This is a genomic window from Paraburkholderia sp. BL18I3N2 (assembly GCF_003001875.1).
Lineage (GTDB): Bacteria > Pseudomonadota > Gammaproteobacteria > Burkholderiales > Burkholderiaceae > Paraburkholderia > Paraburkholderia phytofirmans.
In genome coordinates, this window is sequence record NZ_PVNC01000007.1 from 142364 (window position 1) to 159265 (window position 16902).

The following is a 16902-nucleotide window of genomic DNA, read 5'->3' on the forward strand; positions in this document are numbered from 1 at the left end:
CGGCACCGGAACGGCGTCCGGTGCTGCGGTCAAGCCAGGGTCATCGGTGAAGCGAAATCAGTCGGGCCAGTTTCGGCGCGCGGCGATGCGGCGAGCGTCGCGCTGGTAAAACGGTGTGACGATGGGTTCGGGCGACAGACGCGCCCGCTCAAGTTCGGCAGTCAGCCTGGCCAGCACGACCTGCTCTTCGCCCGGGTGCAGATTGCACGGGTCGATAAAGAAGAAATGCAATTCGGCTTCGTGATCGCGCACGATCACCGGCGCTTGTCCCTCAGACGGACGCGCCAGTGCGTCGGCGAGATCCCATGCGGTGATGCGCGCCTGCTTCGGATCGATGTGCAACTTCAGGCGGTCGAGCGGATTGCCGGTCGGATCGGCGTCGATCTCGGCCCACACACCGTCGCAACGGTTCAGCGTTTCGCGCCACAGCGTCAGGTAGCCGCGTTCGCGGGCACGGATCGCGACGTGGTCGCGCTGCTGCCACTGCTCGAGCGCGGCAATCGCGCCGACAATGCCTTCCTTACCGACTTTCATGCCGCGGCCGATGCCGCCATTCTGGAAATAAGCGGCACGTACCAGCGCTTTCTTGCCCGCGACGATGCCTGCAGTCAGTCCGCCGAGAAACTTGTGCGCCGAATACAGCACGAGGTCCGCGCCGGCGGCGATGAAACGCTTGAGGTCGTATTCGGAAGCCGCGTCGACGATCACTGGTACGCCCTTCGCACGCGCGATCGCTATAAATTCTTCGAGCGGGATCATGCCGAATTGCACGGTGTGATGCGACACCACGTAAAGTGCCGCAGCCGTGCGTTCGGTGATGGCGGTGTTGAGTTGATAACCGTGCGCTTCGGTGGCCGCGCCGACCGGCACGACGCGCGCGCCCGACAAACGGATTGCCTGATCCACTGGTGCGCCATAATTGACGAGATGGCCGGTCTGAATCACGACTTCATTGCGCAGCCCCGGCAAGCTGCTCGTATCCGGCAGGCGTTCGATCAAGCCGTGGTCGTCGCCCGTCATGGTGGCGGCGACGGCAAGCGTGATGGCCGCCGAACACGACGCGGTGACATAGCCGGCTTCGCTGCCGCACGCTGCGCTGATCGCAGCGGATGCCCTGCGTTGCAGATCGTCGATCTCGACGAATTGCGGCAGCATCTGCGCTACCGTGTCGATCACCGGCGCGCTGACGCTGGACGCGCCCAGGCTCGTCATCGTGCCCGAAGCATTGATGACGGGGCGTAAGCCAAAACGAGAGCGAATGTCCATGAAGCGCCTCCGACCTGGTATTTCTTAATTATGGAATATATGTTGTAATTGCGGATCAGTCTAGCATACAATCACCCTGCGTCAACTGGCCAAAAACATAGCGACAGAGGAGCACGATGGCTCGCACGTCCCGACCTTCCGCGTCCGCCGGCGAATCCGCGGCGGCCGCGGCGCATCCGTCCGCAGAGCAAGCGCAAGCTGAAACCGTGGCTCCGCGCACGCGCACCAGCGCGCTCGACCGGGCCGTGCAGATTCTCGACGCGCTCCAGCAGGCGAACCGCCCCGCCACCGCATATGAAGTCGCGCGCATCGTGGGCGCACCGTTGTCCACCGTGTATTCGATCATCAACGACATGGTCGAGAAGAGTCTGCTGGCGCGGCGAGTCGACGGCACCATCTGGCTCGGCTCGCGCCTGTATGGGTACGGCCTCACTTACGCGAGTTCGCTCGACTATCTCGCGGTCGCGCATGAGGAAATGCAGCGGCTCTCCGCCGAGGTCGAAGAAACCGTGCAAGTCTGCGGTCTCGAAGACGGCATGATGGTGGTTCAGCAAATGGCCGAAGGGCCTGGGCATTTTCGCGTCACGTCGCGAGTCGGCAGTCGCGTGCCGCTCAACTGGACGGCTTCGGGCCGATTGCTGGTCGGCCACTTACCGGACGCCGAACGGGTCGCGTTTTTCGCGCAGCACGCGCAAGGCTCGCCCACCGGGCGCGCGGAAACGCGGCCGGAAGTGCTCGCGCAGATCGCGCGCGAAGCGCTGGAGGCGCGACTGTCGATTCAGATCGGCGAATCGGATGCGTCCGTGGCGTGCCTCGCCGCGCCCGTGCTCGACAACAGCGGCGCGTGCGTCTTCACCATTTCGATCGTGATGCCCGAGGCGAAGGCCGCCCTCGGCACCGAACGTTTCGCGCACGCCGTGCAGTCGGTGGCGGCCCGGATCGAAGCGCGCCTCGGCTGGCGGCACCGCGAGCAGGAGCCGGCCGCGTAAGCGCCGCCGCCCCGCTCTATTCTCAACGACCGCTCACCCTCACGTCCTTATCGATGAACTGCTACGACCGGCTGCACACGCGCGGCCTCAAGCTCCCGCAAGTGCCGACACCGATCGGCAATTTCACGCACTGCACACGCGAGGGCAATCTGCTGTTCCTGTCCGGCCAGGGTCCGCTCGACGAAACCGGCTCGCTGATGACCGGCAAGGTCGGCGCTACGGTCAGCACGGACGAAGCCTACCGGCATGCGCAAATGGTCGGACTCAATCTGCTGGCGGTGCTACACGACGAACTCGGCGATCTGCGCCGCGTGAAGCGCATCCTCAAACTGCTCGGCATGGTCAACGCGGCGCCGGATTTCACCGAGCACCCGCGTGTGATCAACGGCTGCTCGGATCTCTTCGTCGATATATTCGGCGACGCCGGTCGCCACTCGCGCTCCGCGGTCGGCGTGGGCTCGCTGCCGGGCAATATTACCGTCGAGATCGAGGCGGTCGTCGCGATCCAGGATTGACGGTCGCGCAATTTTCAACAAATACCCAAATTTCCACATCTTCACAAAAGTTACACAGGTAAGCGACTATTCTTGCGCATCGCTGACCTGGGCACATGGATGCCCTGGCGCAACTTCCCCGTGCGGAGACATTGCCATGTCTGTTGTGTCGAACCCGTCGATTGCCTTGCATCGCAAACGTTTGGCGGCCGCACTGGCCGCTGTGTCGCTGTGCATGCTGCTCGGCGCATGCGGCAACGACGACGACAAAACTCCGGACACGCGCGCGGTTAGTTTCACCGCGAGTCCCGCGGGCGACAGCAACGCCGCAGCGGTGCTGTCGGCGAATCCGTCCTCCGCTTCACCCGCGCCCGCTGCCGTTACGATTCAAACCCCCGCACTACCCGCATCAAGCGCCGACCCGGCATTGTCCGCCGCCGCGTCGACGCCGCTTGCCACACCCGTTATCCACACCGTCGACTGAGTTTCGCGCGTCACGCGACGCGCGGGCGAGTCTCGCGTGTTGCGTGCATCGTTCCTTCACTGAAGATCGAAAGCCAATACCATGACCTCAAAAAATCGCCGTGATTTTCTGCGCTCCGCCGCGCATGCAGCCGGTTCCGCCACCGCGTTGAGCATGCTGCCGCTGGGCATTCGCAACGCACTCGCCATTCCCGCCAACAACAAGACCGGCACCATTCGCGATGTCGAGCACATCGTCGTGTTGATGCAGGAAAACCGTTCGTTCGACCACTACTTCGGCACGCTCAAGGGCGTGCGCGGTTTTGGCGACACCCGCGCGATCAATCTGCCGAACGGCAAGCCCGTGTGGTATCAGCCGCTCGCGGCGGATGCCGGTTACGTGCTGCCGTTCCGCCCGAGCGCGCCGAATCTGGGTCTGCAATTCCTGCAGGATCTCGCGCACGACTGGACCAGCACGCACGCGGCATGGAACGGCGGCCGCTACGATCAATGGGTGCCCGCCAAGAGCGCCACGACAATGGCCTATTTCACGCGCGAGGACATTCCGTTTCACTATCAGCTCGCCGATGCGTTCACCATCTGCGACGCGTACCACTGCTCGCTGATGGGACCGACGGACCCGAACCGCTATTACATGTGGAGCGGCTGGGTCGGCAACGACGGCAACGGCGGCGGCCCCGTGATCGACAACTCCGAACTCGGCTACGGCTGGTCCACTTACCCCGAAGTGCTGCAGAACGCGGGCATTTCGTGGAAGATCTATCAGGACATCGGCACCGGTCTCGACGCCAACGGTTCGTGGGGCTGGACGCAGAATCCCTACATCGGCAACTACGGCGACAACTCGCTGCTCTACTTCAACCAGTACCGCAACGCGCAGCCCGGCAATCCGCTTTATGACAACGCGCGCACCGGCACGAACGCGGCGAAAGGCGACGGCTACTTCGACATCCTCAAACGCGACGTGCAGAACAACGCGTTGCCGCAAGTATCGTGGATCGTTGCGCCCGAAGCCTACTCCGAACATCCGAATTGGCCGACCAACTACGGCGCGTGGTACATCGACCAGGTCTTGCAGATTCTCACGTCGAATCCCGAGGTGTGGAGCAAGACGGTGCTGCTGATCAACTACGACGAGAACGACGGTTTCTTCGATCACATGGTGCCGCCATTCGCACCGTCGTCGAGCGCGAACGGTCTGTCCACCGTCGACACCAGCAACGAAATCTACCCGGGCGACGCGAAGATTCCCGCCGCCCCGTACGGGCTCGGACCGCGCGTGCCGATGCTGGTGGTGTCGCCGTGGTCGAAAGGCGGCTATGTGTGCTCGGAACTGTTCGACCACACGTCGGTGATCCGCTTCATCGAAAAGCGTTTCGGCCACGAGCACAATCTCGGCGAATCGAACATCACGCCGTGGCGCCGCGCGGTGTGCGGCGATCTGATGTCCGCGTTCAACTTCAGCAATCCGAACGACGCTTTCCCGACGCTGCCGGGCACGAGCGGCTACGTGCCGCCGGATCAGAACCGCCATCCGGATTACGTTCCGCTGCCGCCCGCCTTGCAGGCCGTGCCGAAGCAGGAACCCGGCGTACGCCCCGCTCGCGCGTTGCCCTACGAGTTGTTCGTGCGTGTGCATGGCGAAGGTTCGGCCAACCAGCTTACGATGCGCTTCGTCAACACGGGCCGTACCGGCGCAGTGTTTCTCGTCTATGCCGCACATAGTCTCGACGCGCCGCGCACCTACACGGTCGAAGCCGGCAAGCGCCTGCAGGACGTGTTGCCGCTGAATAGCGACGGCAGCTACGACTTCACTGTGTATGGGCCGAATGGCTTTCTGCGCCGCTTCGCGGGCAAGCCGGTCGCGCGCAACTGGTGGAACGGCTCCGATATCGCGCGGCCTGAAGTCGAGGAAGGTTACGACGTCGCGAACGGCAATCTGCAGTTGCGCCTTGAAAACGTGGGCAGCGCGCCTTCCCGGTTCAAGATCGTCAATGCGTACGACCCGAACAACGTGATCCGGCATACGGTGCGCGGCGGCGATACCGACCAGATCTACCTCGATCTGCGCAATGCCCACGGCTGGTACGACCTGGCGATTACGGTCAATACGGATCCGCTGTTCGCGCGGCGTCTTGCCGGACACGTGGAGACCGGCAAGAGCAGCATGAGCGATCCGGCTCTGGGGAGCTAAGCCTTAGCCGAACGTCTCGGTGAAATACAGCGGCCGCTGCGATGAAAAACGCAGCGGCCGTTTTTTCTTGCACCGTTCCTGGCAATGGCATCGAGCAACGTCACGCCGCCACGGCGGACGATAACGACGCGCGCTCGCGTGCCTTCTCGCGAATCGCCTGCACGATAAATTCCGCATCGCGTGCGACGCCGGAGAAACGCCCCGAGCCCCACGTATGCAGCCACGGCAAGCCGACGAAATACAAACCGTCGATCGGCGTAATGCCGCGCGTATGCGCGGGATAACCGCGACCGTTGAACACGGGTGCGTCGAGCCAACTGAAGTCCGGCGTAAAACCGATGCACCAGATGATCGCGGCAATGCCGCTTGTTTCCAGATCAAGTGTGGTGCGTTCCTGTGCCGGACGCCAGACAGGTTCGTACGCGCCACCCGCCGGCGCGTCGATACCGCGCTTCTCGATGAAGTTGTCGATGCTCACGTTGATCCGGTTATACGTCTCGTCGGCCGCATCGAGATTGGCCGCGAGCGTGGGTGAGAAATGGAATTGGCCGTCGCGCAGATCGTCGAGGCGGCCGTACAACTCCATGCCCTCCGCGGCGAATTTGCGCAGATCGATATCGCGGCCACCGTCGCGGCCCGTCACGTAGTGATTGGTGTTGTCGCGCACGCCTTCGCGCAACGGATGCTTTTCCACCGGCATGTCGTAGTACTGCATGTCGGCCAGCCAGTCGACCACATCGCGGCCACGATAGAAGCGCGCGCAACGCGGCGCCTCGCCCACCGCCAGCACCACCTTGCGGCCGGCCAGATGCAAGTCTTCCGCGATCTGCGCGCCGGATTGCCCTGTACCGACCACCATCACCGCGCCATCAGGCAGCGCCTGCGGGTTGCGATACGCCGACGACTGCAGTTGCACGATTCGCGCGGGCAAGCGCTCGGCGAGGCGGGGCACGATCGGCGTGTGGTAGCCGCCCGAGGCCACCACCACCTGATCCGCGCTGAAATCGCCTTGCGTTGTCGTGATCGCGTAGACGCCGTCGTCGCGCTGCTTGACGCGTTTGACCTCAGTGCGCTCCATCAGCGGCGCACCGACATGTTCAATGAAGCCGTCGAGGTACGCCACGATCTCGTCCTTCTTCATGAAACCGTGTGGATCGTTGCCGCGATACGGATAACCGGGCAGCGCGCATTGCCAGTTCGGCGTGACGAGACAGAACGCGTCCCAGCGCTGCTCGCGCCATGTGTGCGTCACAGTGTTCTTTTCGACGACCAGATGGTCGATGCCGGCCTCTTTGAGGTAATAGCTGACCGACAGACCCGCCTGACCGCCGCCGATGACGAGCACGCTGTAATGGCCCTCGGCGCGCGCGTGATGTGCTGGATTCGACATGATGCATCCTCTAAAAAATAAGCGCCTAGCTGAATTCGATAACCTTGACGGTTGCGCCCGGCCGCTCGCGAAAGCGCGCCGCGTCGCGCTCGATCTGCGCAAGCTGGTCCATCGCCGCCGAGCAGGCAAAGCCGTATTTCTCGCGCACCCGCTCCGACGCGATGCCCAGCGCCTGCCGCGAGCGCGCCACAAAATCGTCCAGCGCATAGGCCTCGCCCGGGATGAAAAATTCGCCGATCACGTGCGAGGGCGAATAACAGTTCGCTTCGTCGCCATCAGGCCATTGAATGCGAAAGTGCATGACAGGCATCGCTAATCCTCGAATCAATGAGTGAGCACGAACACGGTCGCGTCGTGCCCATGTATCGTCAAAGGCGTCGCCCGTTCGAGCGTGTGCACGACGCCGTCGCGCGGGTTGACTGTGCACAGCGCGCTCATGTCACGCCGCCCTTTCCGACAATGAACGGCCCGCGCTGAAAGTCCCATAGCATTGCAGCGTCATCTTCCTGCTGCACGACCACCTGACTCGTCGCATCGACGGAGCCGATCACCGCACACGAAAGCGCTCGGGCGTCGAATAGCGCCTGCACGGCATCGACATGCTCAGCTCGCACGGATAGCAGATAGCCGAAACTCGGAAACGCGGTCACCCAGCGTTCCAGCGCCACGCCGTCGGGTTTGGGAATGCGCGCAAGATCGATCCGCGCCCCCACTCGTGAGCACTCCAGCAACATCAACGCCGTGCCGAGCGTACCCGCCATGCTGATATCTTTCGCGGCGTCGCACAGACCGCTCTCCGCCAATTGCGGTAGCAATTCGAGATCGCCGCGCAGACGCTCGGCCAGCGCACCCACCGACGCATTCCAGAACGGATACGGTTCTTCAAAACGGCCGCGCAGATCGATCGCCATCATCAGGCTGTCGCCCGGTTTCGCGTTGAAGCTCGACAGCAACGCCTTGGCGCGGCCAATAATCGACACCGCCAGTTGCGCCGCGTCGCTGCGCGTATTCGTGTGGCCGCCGACAATGGGCACGCCGTACGCGACCGACGCCGCCGCCATGCCAGCCAGCACCTGGTCGGCCGCGCCGATGCCCGGACTCCACAGCGCGTCCACCACCGCTAGCGGCCGCCCGCCCATCGCATAGATATCGCTGACGTTGACCATCACGCTGCTGTAGCCGGCAAACCATGGCATGGCGCTGACAAAATCGCTGACCATGCCTTCGATGGCAAATAGCAGATAGCCGTCGCCATCGGCAAGCGCGGCGCAGTCGTCGCCGAGCGCCACGGCTTGGGCGAGGTCGTGCGTGCCGCGAGGCAAACGCTTCGCCAGCGCGCCGACCACGTCGACGATATCGGTCTTGTGACGGAACCCACGGCTTTCGCGTAAGCTTGCGACGAGATCGGCAACGGTCATGCCGCACTCCGCGCGGGCTCGATACGACGCGAATACACTTGTGCTGGCGTGCGCGTGACGAAACCGCCAAAGGGCGTCACACACGGCGGATAGCGGTCCAATTGCGCCTGCATCAGATGGTGCGGCCTGCCGAGCAGCGTTTCCTCGGCGAGCACGTCCCAATGCATCGCGCGAAAGAGCGGCACATTCTGGCTCTGCACATGGGCCAAAAACGTCTCGCAGCCCAACGCATGCGCGCTGCTCACCGCGAGACGAATCAGCGTCGCGCCGATCTTTCCATGCCGACGAAACGCCGCGTGCACGGCGAGGCGCGAACCGAACCACACGTTGTCGTGATCGCGATGAATCCGCACGGTGCCGACCACCTGCTCCGGCATGCCGCCAAGGCAACTGACGGCCACCAATTGCTGCGCGTGCTGATCGATATCGTCACGATCATCCGCAACGAAAATGCCTTGCTCGATGCAGAACACCGCGCGCCGCAATTTGAATGCCTCTTCGGCTTCCCACTTCAACGTGGTCCACTTGATGCGGAATTCACTCGGCGCATACGGTGCGGGATCGATGTCACCGTCCAGCGCCTCCCCTGCAATCGCTTCACCGAACATGATCACTCCTCGTACGACGATAGCGAAGAACACGCGCCGCATTTACCGCAGCCCGCCTTGATATCGCTCGAACGCATGGCCGCGGCATTGAGCATGCCGCCAAGCGGCTGCAACACCGACGTCATGAACTCGGGCGTGGGCGCCGGATGATCTTCGAGCGGCGTGCCGCTAATCGGCACGAATGGCACGACGAACGGATAGACGCCCAGCTCGATCAGTTCGCGCGACATCGCCAGAATCGCTGCCGCGCTATCGCCGAGCCCCGCAAGAATGTAGGTACTGACCTGGCCGCGTCCGAATACGGCCACGGCGGATTTGAACGCTTCCATGTAGCGCGATAGCGGCACGCTCGCCTTGCCCGGCATGATGCGTTCGCGCAAAGCGGGCGTCACCACTTCGAGATGCATGCCGAGCGTGTCGATGCCGCTCGCTTTCATGCGCGCGAACCACCGGTCGTCGTCGGGTGGCTCGCATTGCGCCTGGATCGGCAGATCGACCGCGGCCTTGATCGCGAACGCGCTCTCGCACAAAATCTGCGCGCCGCGATCCGGCGTGGGCGGCGTGCCGGTGGTCAGCACCATATGCTTCACGCCGTCGAGCAACACCGCCGCGCGCGCTACTTCCGCGAGCTGCTCCGGTGTCTTGCGCGCAATCGTGCGGCCCGCCGCAAGCGACTGCCCGATCGCGCAGAACTTGCAGCTCTTGCGCCGGCTCTCATAGCGAATGCAGGTTTGCAATACGGTGGTCGCGAGCACGTCTGCACTATGCAACGCGGCGATATGCGAGTACGGCACGCCGTCGAGCGTCTGCATGCCGTAAAAACGCGGCGCCTTCGGGAAGCTGATGTTGGCGATTGGGATCGTGCCGCGCAACAGCGCGCTCGAACCGCTCGCATCCGGCGTCTGCGCAACGAAGGGCGAGTGCCACGCCGTGCTCGTATGCACGGGCACCATGATCGTCACGCCGTCCACCGTCACCGCCTTGTGATCCGACGGACCCGCGCCGCCGCGCCGGCTCGCCGCGCCCGCATCCGGCGACACGAGGCGCAAACCGGTCGACTGCAATTCAGTCATCAATTGCCGGCTCTGCGCCGACAGCGACTCGCTGGCGTTCATCGCATCCTCCTTCGGTTGAATTGAAATCGATACTCGATGCGGCCGGCCACGCCGGCATCGCCGCCACGGTTTCCGCGGGCCGCCGGTTGATCGCGAGACTCAGCAATTCGGGCCGCGCGTAATGGCCGACCGAATCCATCATGCGTTTGCGCTTGGTGATCAAGGCCATGTCGAGATCGGCGATCACCATGCCTTCGCCCTCGCGCAGCGGTTCGGCGAGATGCTGTCCTTCCGGCGAAACGATCGCGGTATTGCAGCCGCCGCGCAGCGCCTTTTGCAAATTCGTATCCGGCGTCACGGAGGCGATCTGCGCTTCCGTAAGCCATCCCGTTGCATTGACGACGAAGCAGCCCGACTCCAGCGCGTGATGCCGGATCGTCACCTCGATCTGCTCCGCGAAGATCGGTCCCACGAGAGAGCCGGGGAACTGGCTGCAATGAATCTCTTCGTGCTGCGTCATCAACGCATAGCGCGCGAGCGGGTTGTAATGCTCCCAACAGGCCAGCGCGCCGACACGCCCCACCGCCGTATTCGCCACCGTCAAACCCGCGGCGTCGCCCTGCCCCCAGATCATCCGTTCATGAAACGTCGGGGTGATCTTGCGGCGCTTGAGGACGATCCGGCCATCCACGTCGAAGATCAACTGCGTGTTGTAGAGACTGCCGTGGTCGCGTTCGTTGACGCCGAGCACCACCACCATCCGATGCAAACGCGCCTGCTCGGCCACCGCCTGCGTCACCGGGCCCGGCACGATCACGGCCTCTTCGTAGAGTTTCATGTGATCGGCGCCGGACACGACCGGCGGCCGCACGAAAGAAAAGTACGGGTAATACGGCACGAAGGTTTCGGGGAACACGATCAGCTGCACGCCCTCGCGTGCGGCTTTCCCGATGGCCTCGCAAACCTTCTCGAGCGTGCCGCCGCTGCGCTCGAAGTCGGGTGCGATCTGAACCGCTGCGGCGCGCACGATACGTTTGTCGGACATGGTAGTCACTTGCCTCTCGTCAAACTGCGGTCAAACCGTCCACGTGTGGATGACCAGCGCATTGTCCTTGCGGTGAAGCAACTGGATGTCGAGCACGTCGAGCGGACTGATCGGCCGGATGCCTTCGATCAGCGAGGCTTCGCCGTGGCCATACAGCGCCTGCAGTGCGAAGCGGCACGCGTAGACCTTGCCGCCTTCTTCCATGAACTTCGTCAACTGTTTGTTGAAGTTCAGATGGCCGGGAAACGCTTCGTCGCCGAGCGTCGGAAAGCCGCGTTGCAAGCCGAGCGTAACGCCCGGCCCGTACAACAGCACCGATGTTTCGAAGCCCTTACGTTGCAGCCGCGTGGCCTGCAGCATATTGACGAAACCGATCGAACCTTCGAACGCGACCGTATGAAACGTGACGAGCGCCTTCTCGCCCGGCTCGGCTTTCACGTCTTCGAAGACTTTCTCCTCGTAGTCGACAAGGTAATCGCCTTTCTGATGCAGCGGTTTGTTAACGGCTGGCATGACACTCTCCGATCAGGTTTGCTAAGTAAAAGAGGACGCGCGTTCAAGCTGTGCGCGCTTCTTCTAATGCAACGGCCGTGCCATTGATCGGCCACGCGAATGCGATCAATCAGCAATCAATTCCGTCTCGATTCGAAGTGCGACTCGAAAAAATTCTGGGCGCGAAGGTTGCATACGACCCCGGCATCCGGCGCGAACGCCGTTGGCGCAGCTTTGCCGCACCAGCCATGTGCGATTCGCGCATACCTACGTGTCGGCGTGGTGCAGTCATTCACCACGGTCGATCAATCCAATCATTGATCGCATGCGGATGCGATCAGGTTCTTCAACGTAAATAGAGACCCGAAACCGATGAGCAGCCCGACACATCACTGGATCAAACGTCTCGCCGACATTCGCAAACCCGCCTATCTGGCGATTCCGGATCTGATCGAAGAAGATCTCGCCACCGGGCGGCTGCGTCCGCGCGACCGCTTGCCGGGGCTGCGCGATCTCGCACTGGAACTCGCGCTGAACTACACGACGGTGGCGCGCGCTTACGCCGAAGCGCGCAAACGTGGCCTGCTCGATTCGCGCGCGGGCAGCGGCACGTTCGTGCGCGGCCGTACAGCCACTTTGCCGCTGGCGGGCGGCAGCAGCATCGAGATGTCGATGAACACGCCGCCCGAGCCGCCCGACTTCGCGATACGTCTGCGCGAATCCGCAGCGCGGCAGATGGCCGACAGCGATCCCTATCAGTTGCTGCGCTATCAGGACTTCGGCGGCTCGGCGGCCGACAAGGACGCGGGCGCCGAATGGTTGAGGCGCCGCGTGCCGCATTGCGACGCGCAGAACGTGCTGGTGTGCCCCGGCATCCATAGCGCGCTGGTGGCGCTCGTCTCGCAACTCGCGCGGCCGGGCGGCACCATTTGTCTCGATTCACTAGCCTACCCCGGCATCAAGGCAATCGCCGCGCAACTCGGTGTGCGTCTGCAAGCGTTGCCGCGCGATGACGAAGGGCCGTTCGCGCACGCCTTCGAGGCGCTCTGCAAGACCGACAAGCCCAGCGCGTTCTATTGCAATCCGACGCTGCAGAATCCGAGCACGCTCACGCTCACGCACAAACGGCGCGAGGCGCTCGCCGACGTGGCGCTGCGCTACAGCGTGCCGATCATCGAGGACGATGCCTACGCGATGCTGCCGCAGAACGCGCCCGACGCGCTCGCGAGTTTCGCGCCCGAACTGACCTATTACGTCACCGGTTTGTCGAAGAGCTTTGGCGCCGGTTTGCGCGTCGCGCATCTGCATGCGCCGACGCCGCGACAGACGCAGCGGCTAGCCGGCGCATTGCGCGCCACCACCGTCATGGCGAGTCCGTTCACGGTCACGCTCGCGACCCAGTGGATCGCGGACGGCACCGCGGCTGACATGCTCAACGCGATTCGCAACGAGTCGCGCGCCCGCCAGATCATCGCTTCGCGCATGCTCGGAGCGTGGCCTTACGAAGCGCATCAGGACGGCTTTCATTTGTGGTTGCCGGTGCCGGTGGAAAGCGGCTGGAGCGCATCCGAACTCGCGTTGCAGTTGCGCAATCAGGGCATCGCCGCCGTGGCGGGCGCCGCGTTTTCGACCGACGGCAATCCGCCCAACGCCATGCGCCTCTGTCTCGGCGGATCGAAAACGCGCGACGAATGCGAAGAGGCGCTGCGCATCGTCGCGGAGACACTCGATCATCCGCATCATCTGCACTCTCCGGTGATGTGACGCGATTCTTAGGCTCCTCTAGCTAGCGTTATTGTCATACGAATACAGCGTATCCCGAGCGATCGATAGGCGCGCAACGACTTGCTGTTTCCGCGCGCATTGAAAAAGCCGACGTGCAAGAAAAATTTCGCGCGCGCTCGACACGCCGCCCCGCACCGCTCACCCGCCGTCGGTGAGTAATTGAAAGCATTCCGCACTCAAGTCCCACTAATTGGAGCCGTATACAGCTTGTGAGGCCACCGCCTCGCTGACTCCGACTCCGACTCCGGTTCACCGCTCACTCCGAAAGACTCCCGACATGTTCACTTCCATTCGCGCGCGCATCGTCGCCCTGTGCGTCGCTATCGTTGTGGTCGCGCTCGCCGCCAACGCGGTTCTCAACTATGTCGTCGCCAACTCGTATAACGCCGATGCCATCGACAGCAGTCTGACCGCGGTCGAAAGCGGTCACGCAGGCGGCATCGGCGACTGGGTCGCCGTCAACAGCCAGATGATCAACTCGCTGCAGGACGCGGTGCTGCAAGCGGATCCGTCCGCCGCGCTGAAGCAGATCGCCGCAGCCGGCAAATTCACTAACGTGTACGTCGGCTATGCGGACAAGACCGCGAAGTTCTCCGATCCGACCGGCATTCCGCCCGACTACGATCCGACCGGCCGTCCCTGGTACAAGCAGGCAGCGGCAGCGGGCAAGCCGGTGGTCACGCCACCTTACGTGGACGTAGGCACGGGCAAGCTGGTAGTGGCGTTCGCCGCGCCCGTGGTGCGCGACGGCGCGGTGAAAGGCGTGGTCTCCGGCGACGTCGCGATGGACAGCGTGATCGCCAACGTCAAGGCGATTCATCCGACACCGGCGAGCTTCGGCATGTTGATCGATGCGAGCGGGCACATCGTTGCGCACCCCGATCCGAAACTGACCTTGAAGCCGGTCTCCGATGTGGCGCCGGGCCTGACCGGCGACAAACTCGCCGCCCTCTTTAGCGCCGCGCGCCCGCTCGAAATGGACGTCAACGGCAGCACGAAGCTGCTGCGTGCACAGGCGATTCCCGGCACCGACTGGTACGCGGTCGTCGCGCTCGACAAAGCCGAAGCGACCGCCGGCATGCGTTCGCTGCTGACCGCTTCGGTAATCGCGCTGATCGTGATCGCGGGCATCGCTGCCGCTATCGTGGCCGCGGTCACCGCTGTGTCGTTTCAGCGTCTGTCGAAAGTGCGCGATGCGATGGATGCGATCGGCTCCGGTGAAGGCGACCTCACGCAACGCCTGCCGGCCGTCGGCAACGACGAAGTCGCGCAGATCGCGCGTTCGTTCAACACCTTCATCGACAAACTCAGCCACGTGATGCGCCAGATTCGCGACGCCAGCGAATCGGTGCGTGTGGCCGCGAATGAAATCGCCGCGGGCAACGTGGATCTGTCGGGCCGCACGGAGTCCGCGGCGGCGAGCTTGCAGCAAACCGCCGCGTCGATGGAAGAAATCACCTCGACCGTCACGCAATCGGCAAGCGCCGCGAAGCAGGCCGACGATACCGCCGTGTCCGCCTCGCAGGTCGCCTCGCGCGGCGGCGTCGTGATCTCCGAAGTGATTGCGACGATGGGCGAGATCCAGCATGCGTCGGTGAAGATCTCCGACATCATCGGCGTGATCGACGGCATTGCGTTCCAGACCAACATCCTCGCCTTGAACGCCGCGGTGGAAGCCGCGCGCGCGGGCGAACAGGGCCGCGGTTTCGCGGTGGTGGCCGGTGAAGTGCGCAGCCTCGCGCAGCGCAGCGCGCAGGCGGCGAAGGAAATCAAGGCGCTGATCGAATCGACTGTGGCGAGCGTGACGTCGGGTTCCGGCCAGGTGCGCCAGGCCGGCGAGACGATGACGGAGATCGTCAGCAACGTTGCCAACGTGACGACCATCATTTCCGAAATCACCCAGGCGGCCAACGAGCAGACGCGCGGCATTCAGGAAGTGAACCGGGCGGTCAGCCAGCTCGACGAGATGGTTCAGCAGAACGCGGCGCTGGTCGAAGAATCCACCGCGGCGGCCGCCGCGCTGCAAAGCCAGGCGGTGAGCCTCGCCAGCGCGGTGACGCAATTCAAACTTGATTAAACGCCTTTGCAGGGACACCGCAGTGACGTTCTATAGAAATCTGAAGATCGCCGTTAAGCTGGCCTTGCTCGGCGCGGTGTTGCTGGCCGCGACGATGATCGTGGGCCTGGAAGGCTGGCGCGCGTTGTCGAAAACGCATGCGCTGCAAATCGAGTCGGCACAATCGCTCGCTCAATATGCGCAAGCCGCCGACACGGCGCGCGTCGCGCAGGTCGAGTTCAAGAAGCAGGTGCAGGAATGGAAGGACCTGTTATTGCGCGGCGCCGATCCGGCAGCGTTCGCCAAATACCGTGATGCCTTCAGCAAGGAAAGCGGCACGACGCACGCCGCCCTGCTGCGCCTGAAGGATCAGTTGAGCGCCTTGGGCGCGAACGTGGACGGTGTCGACAAGGCGCTCGCCACGCACGCTTCGTTGCAGGACAGTTACATCGATGCGCTCAAGCGTTACGACGCCACCGATCCGAACACCGCGCACGTGGTCGACGGTCTCGTGAAGGGCATCGACCGCGCGCCGACCGCCGCAATCGACGACATCGTCGCTTCCGTCATGCAACAGGCGCAGGATTCCAGCATGCGCACGAGCGAAGCGGCGGAACGCTCCTATACGATTGCCACGGTGCTGCTGCTGTCGGTCGTGATCGGTTCGCTCGGCGTCGGCGCATTTGCGGTATGGTTTCTCAGCCGCAGCATCACGCTGCCGGTCAGGCAGGCCGTGGGCGTCGCGCAGGCGGTTGCGGCAGGCGATCTGCGCGCGGATGTGGCAGTGGTGAGCCGCGATGAAACCGGCCAGTTGCTCATCGCGCTCAACGACATGAACCAGCGCTTGCGGCATATCGTCAGCGAGATTCGTGAAGGCGCGACGACGATTTCCTCGGCCACGCAGGAGATCGCCGCGGGCAACCTCGACCTGTCCGCGCGCACCGAACAGCAAGCGGCCTCGCTCGAAGAGACCGCTGCGTCGATGCAGCATTTCACCAGCTCGGTTCAGCGCAACGCCGCCAACGCACGCGAAGCCACGACGCTCGCGCAAACCGCCGCGCAAGCCGCGCGCGATGGCGGCGCCGTGATGAGCGACGCGGTGCGCACGATGGGCCAGATCGACGCGGCGTCCAAGCGCATCGTCGATATCATCGCGGTGGTGGAGGCGATCGCGGCCCAGACCAACATTCTCGCGCTCAACGCCGCGGTCGAAGCAGCGCGTGCCGGCACTCAAGGGCGCGGCTTCGCGGTCGTCGCGAGCGAAGTGCGCAGTCTCGCGCAACGTTCCGCCGATGCCGCGCAGGAGATCAAGGCGCTGATTCGCGAGTCGGTCGCCACGATCGACGCCGGCACGCAACTGATCAATCACGCGAGCAATACGATGGACGGTGTGGTGGCCAGCGCGGGGAGCGTGACGCGCATCGTCGAATCGATCGCGACGGCAAGCGTCGATCAGGCAGCAGGTATCGCGGAAGTAAACGACGCCGTCACGCAGATGGATCAGGTGACGCAAAGCAACGCGGCGCTCGTCGAGCAGGCGGCCGCCGCAGCCGATGCGGTGCAAAGCAAGGCATCGGGGCTCGTGCAAAGCGTGAGTTTCTTCAGGCTGGGCGCCGCGGCTTGATGG

Annotated in this window: 15 protein-coding genes; 7 read left to right on the forward strand and 8 right to left on the reverse strand. The window is 63.6% G+C overall.

What is annotated here, in order from left to right; all coding sequences use genetic code 11:
- Window positions 1-57 precede the first annotated feature (57 nt).
- The gene (locus B0G75_RS20415) at window positions 58-1266 is read right to left on the reverse strand and encodes an aminotransferase class V-fold PLP-dependent enzyme (RefSeq protein WP_106309452.1); all 1209 of its coding nucleotides are present in this window, start codon (window positions 1264-1266) and stop codon (window positions 58-60) included.
- A gap of 116 nt (window positions 1267-1382) precedes the next feature.
- On the opposite strand from B0G75_RS20415, the gene B0G75_RS20420 reads away from it, so the two are divergent.
- The 4 genes from B0G75_RS20420 to B0G75_RS20435 all read left to right on the forward strand — a co-directional run bounded on the left by B0G75_RS20420 (window position 1383) and on the right by B0G75_RS20435 (window position 5426).
- Window positions 1383-2255: an IclR family transcriptional regulator gene (locus B0G75_RS20420; RefSeq protein WP_106309455.1), complete on the forward strand. Its 873-nt coding sequence runs from the start codon at window positions 1383-1385 to the stop codon at window positions 2253-2255.
- Window positions 2256-2308: 53 nt separating this feature from the next.
- Window positions 2309-2770, forward strand: a complete 462-nt coding sequence (locus B0G75_RS20425) for a RidA family protein (RefSeq protein ID WP_106309458.1) — start codon at window positions 2309-2311, stop codon at window positions 2768-2770.
- Between the two features lie 136 nt (window positions 2771-2906).
- The gene (locus tag B0G75_RS20430; RefSeq protein WP_106309461.1) at window positions 2907-3233 is read left to right on the forward strand and encodes a hypothetical protein; all 327 of its coding nucleotides are present in this window, start codon (window positions 2907-2909) and stop codon (window positions 3231-3233) included.
- 81 nt (window positions 3234-3314) lie between these two features.
- On the forward strand, window positions 3315-5426 hold the full coding sequence (locus tag B0G75_RS20435) for a phosphocholine-specific phospholipase C (RefSeq protein ID WP_106309464.1): 2112 nt from the start codon (window positions 3315-3317) through the stop codon (window positions 5424-5426).
- 100 nt (window positions 5427-5526) lie between these two features.
- Here B0G75_RS20435 and B0G75_RS20440 read toward each other — a convergent pair whose 3' ends face one another.
- The 7 genes from B0G75_RS20440 to B0G75_RS20470 form a co-directional block, all read right to left on the reverse strand.
- Window positions 5527-6816: an MSMEG_0569 family flavin-dependent oxidoreductase gene (locus tag B0G75_RS20440; RefSeq protein WP_106309467.1), complete on the reverse strand. Its 1290-nt coding sequence runs from the start codon at window positions 6814-6816 to the stop codon at window positions 5527-5529.
- 25 nt (window positions 6817-6841) lie between these two features.
- Window positions 6842-7126 carry an MSMEG_0570 family nitrogen starvation response protein gene (locus tag B0G75_RS20445; RefSeq protein ID WP_106309470.1) on the reverse strand — a complete coding sequence of 95 codons (285 nt, stop codon included), beginning with the start codon at window positions 7124-7126 and terminating at the stop codon, window positions 6842-6844.
- 124 nt (window positions 7127-7250) lie between these two features.
- The gene (locus B0G75_RS20450) at window positions 7251-8234 is read right to left on the reverse strand and encodes a sll0787 family AIR synthase-like protein (protein WP_106309473.1); all 984 of its coding nucleotides are present in this window, start codon (window positions 8232-8234) and stop codon (window positions 7251-7253) included.
- Complete coding sequence (locus B0G75_RS20455) at window positions 8231-8842, reverse strand: MSMEG_0567/Sll0786 family nitrogen starvation N-acetyltransferase (RefSeq protein WP_106309475.1); 612 nt, start codon at window positions 8840-8842, stop codon at window positions 8231-8233. The genes B0G75_RS20450 and B0G75_RS20455 overlap by 4 nt, the downstream gene beginning before the upstream one ends.
- 2 nt (window positions 8843-8844) lie before the next feature.
- Complete coding sequence (locus B0G75_RS20460) at window positions 8845-9915, reverse strand: MSMEG_0568 family radical SAM protein (RefSeq protein ID WP_106310044.1); 1071 nt, start codon at window positions 9913-9915, stop codon at window positions 8845-8847.
- Window positions 9908-10942, reverse strand: coding sequence for a Nit6803 family nitrilase (locus tag B0G75_RS20465; protein ID WP_106309478.1), 1035 nt, complete (start codon window positions 10940-10942; stop codon window positions 9908-9910). The genes B0G75_RS20460 and B0G75_RS20465 overlap by 8 nt, the downstream gene beginning before the upstream one ends.
- A gap of 30 nt (window positions 10943-10972) precedes the next feature.
- Window positions 10973-11455, reverse strand: a complete 483-nt coding sequence (locus B0G75_RS20470; RefSeq protein ID WP_012433701.1) for an MSMEG_0572/Sll0783 family nitrogen starvation response protein — start codon at window positions 11453-11455, stop codon at window positions 10973-10975.
- A gap of 351 nt (window positions 11456-11806) precedes the next feature.
- On the opposite strand from B0G75_RS20470, the gene B0G75_RS20475 reads away from it, so the two are divergent.
- The 3 genes from B0G75_RS20475 (at window position 11807) to B0G75_RS20485 (ending at window position 16899) form a co-directional block, all read left to right on the forward strand.
- The gene (locus tag B0G75_RS20475; RefSeq protein WP_106309481.1) at window positions 11807-13198 is read left to right on the forward strand and encodes a PLP-dependent aminotransferase family protein; all 1392 of its coding nucleotides are present in this window, start codon (window positions 11807-11809) and stop codon (window positions 13196-13198) included.
- 298 nt (window positions 13199-13496) lie between these two features.
- Window positions 13497-15296, forward strand: a complete 1800-nt coding sequence (locus B0G75_RS20480; protein WP_106309484.1) for a methyl-accepting chemotaxis protein — start codon at window positions 13497-13499, stop codon at window positions 15294-15296.
- A 22-nt stretch (window positions 15297-15318) separates the two neighbouring features.
- Entirely contained in the window at window positions 15319-16899 is a 1581-nt protein-coding gene (locus B0G75_RS20485; RefSeq protein WP_106309487.1) for a methyl-accepting chemotaxis protein, read from the forward strand.
- Window positions 16900-16902: the final 3 nt, after the last annotated feature.

Coding starts and splice junctions, on each gene's coding strand:
- B0G75_RS20415 (WP_106309452.1), bottom strand. CDS start 1,266: ATGGACATTCGCTCTCGTTTTGGCTTACGCCCCGTCATCAATGCTTCG.
- B0G75_RS20420 (WP_106309455.1), top strand. CDS start 1,383: ATGGCTCGCACGTCCCGACCTTCCGCGTCCGCCGGCGAATCCGCGGCG.
- B0G75_RS20425 (WP_106309458.1), top strand. CDS start 2,309: ATGAACTGCTACGACCGGCTGCACACGCGCGGCCTCAAGCTCCCGCAA.
- B0G75_RS20430 (WP_106309461.1), top strand. CDS start 2,907: ATGTCTGTTGTGTCGAACCCGTCGATTGCCTTGCATCGCAAACGTTTG.
- B0G75_RS20435 (WP_106309464.1), top strand. CDS start 3,315: ATGACCTCAAAAAATCGCCGTGATTTTCTGCGCTCCGCCGCGCATGCA.
- B0G75_RS20440 (WP_106309467.1), bottom strand. CDS start 6,816: ATGTCGAATCCAGCACATCACGCGCGCGCCGAGGGCCATTACAGCGTG.
- B0G75_RS20445 (WP_106309470.1), bottom strand. CDS start 7,126: ATGCCTGTCATGCACTTTCGCATTCAATGGCCTGATGGCGACGAAGCG.
- B0G75_RS20450 (WP_106309473.1), bottom strand. CDS start 8,234: ATGACCGTTGCCGATCTCGTCGCAAGCTTACGCGAAAGCCGTGGGTTC.
- B0G75_RS20455 (WP_106309475.1), bottom strand. CDS start 8,842: ATGTTCGGTGAAGCGATTGCAGGGGAGGCGCTGGACGGTGACATCGAT.
- B0G75_RS20460 (WP_106310044.1), bottom strand. CDS start 9,915: ATGACTGAATTGCAGTCGACCGGTTTGCGCCTCGTGTCGCCGGATGCG.
- B0G75_RS20465 (WP_106309478.1), bottom strand. CDS start 10,942: ATGTCCGACAAACGTATCGTGCGCGCCGCAGCGGTTCAGATCGCACCC.
- B0G75_RS20470 (WP_012433701.1), bottom strand. CDS start 11,455: ATGCCAGCCGTTAACAAACCGCTGCATCAGAAAGGCGATTACCTTGTC.
- B0G75_RS20475 (WP_106309481.1), top strand. CDS start 11,807: ATGAGCAGCCCGACACATCACTGGATCAAACGTCTCGCCGACATTCGC.
- B0G75_RS20480 (WP_106309484.1), top strand. CDS start 13,497: ATGTTCACTTCCATTCGCGCGCGCATCGTCGCCCTGTGCGTCGCTATC.